This window comes from Streptomyces sp. NPDC047000, assembly GCF_040644295.1.
In the GTDB taxonomy this organism is placed as follows: Bacteria; Actinomycetota; Actinomycetes; order Streptomycetales; family Streptomycetaceae; genus Streptomyces.
In genome coordinates this window covers 1-1,293 of the sequence record NZ_JBEYWE010000083.1, presented here as the reverse complement: position 1 = coordinate 1,293, position 1,293 = coordinate 1, and the positions used below count along the sequence as shown (strand labels likewise).

Below are 1,293 nucleotides of genomic sequence, written 5' to 3'. Positions count from 1 at the left end.
GAGGAGTACCTGGACTCGGAGAAGTACCAGCTGCGCCCCCGTGACTGGGAGGCCGCCGAGCGCGAGGGACGCAGCATCGCGCCCCTCATCGAGCGTCTCAACACCATCCGGCGGCAGAGCCCGGCGCTGCGGCAGCTGCGCGGGACCCACTTCCACGGCGCGGACCAGGAAGCGGTGATCGCGTACTCGCGGCACAGCGGCTCGAACACGGTTCTGGTCGTCGCGAACCTCGATCCTCATCACACCCAGGAGGCCACGGTGTTCCTGGACCTGCCGCACCTGGGCCTCGACTGGCACGAGTCATTGCCGGTGCGCGACGAGCTCACCGGTGAGACCTACCACTGGGGCAGGGCGAACTACGTACGCCTGGAACCGGGTACCCGGCCGGCACACGTGTTCACCGTCCTGCGACCGTCCACCCCGCAGATCGGAGGGTCCCCCACAACATGATCGTCAACGAGCCCGTCCCGGACACCTTCGAGGACACCCCTGCCAAGGACCGGGACCCCGACTGGTTCAAGCGTGCCGTCTTCTACGAGGTCCTCGTCCGTTCCTTCCAGGACAGCAACGGGGACGGTGTCGGCGACCTCAAGGGCCTCACCGCCCGGCTGGACTACCTCCAGTGGCTGGGCGTGGACTGCCTGTGGCTGCCGCCGTTCTTCAAGTCCCCGCTGCGGGACGGCGGCTACGACGTCTCCGACTACACCGCGGTCCTCCCGGAGTTCGGCGACCTCGCCGACTTCGTGGAGTTCGTCGACGCCGCCCACCAGCGCGGCATGCGCGTCATCATCGACTTCGTCATGAACCACACCAGCGACCAGCACCCGTGGTTCCAGGAGTCGAGACGCGACCCCGACGGGCCCTACGGCGACTACTACGTGTGGGCCGACGACGACAAGCAGTTCCAGGACGCCCGGATCATCTTCGTCGACACCGAGGTGTCCAACTGGACCTACGACCCGGTCCGCAAGCAGTACTACTGGCACCGGTTCTTCTCCCACCAGCCGGACCTCAACTACGAGAACCCGGCGGTGCAGGAGGAGATCCTCTCCGCGCTGAAGTTCTGGCTCGACCTCGGCATCGACGGGTTCCGGCTGGACGCGGTGCCGTACCTGTACCAGGAGGAGGGCACCAACTGCGAGAACCTGCCCGCCACGCACGAGTTCCTGAAGCGGGTGCGCAAGGAGATCGACACGCAGTACCCGGACACGGTGCTGCTGGCCGAGGCGAACCAGTGGCCGGAGGACGTGGTCGACTACTTCGGCGACTACGCCGCCGGCGGCGACGAGTGCC

At 67.2% G+C, this 1,293-nt stretch carries 2 protein-coding genes; both read left to right on the top strand.

The genetic code is table 11. The features are described from left to right. On the top strand, positions 1-450 hold a 450-nt coding region (locus ABZ862_RS38480), incomplete at its 5' end, for a DUF3459 domain-containing protein (RefSeq protein ID WP_360969288.1). Beyond that, positions 447-1,293: alpha-amylase family glycosyl hydrolase (locus tag ABZ862_RS38475; RefSeq protein WP_360969285.1), on the top strand; the 847-nt coding region annotated here is incomplete at its 3' end. The genes ABZ862_RS38480 and ABZ862_RS38475, both read left to right, overlap by 4 nt.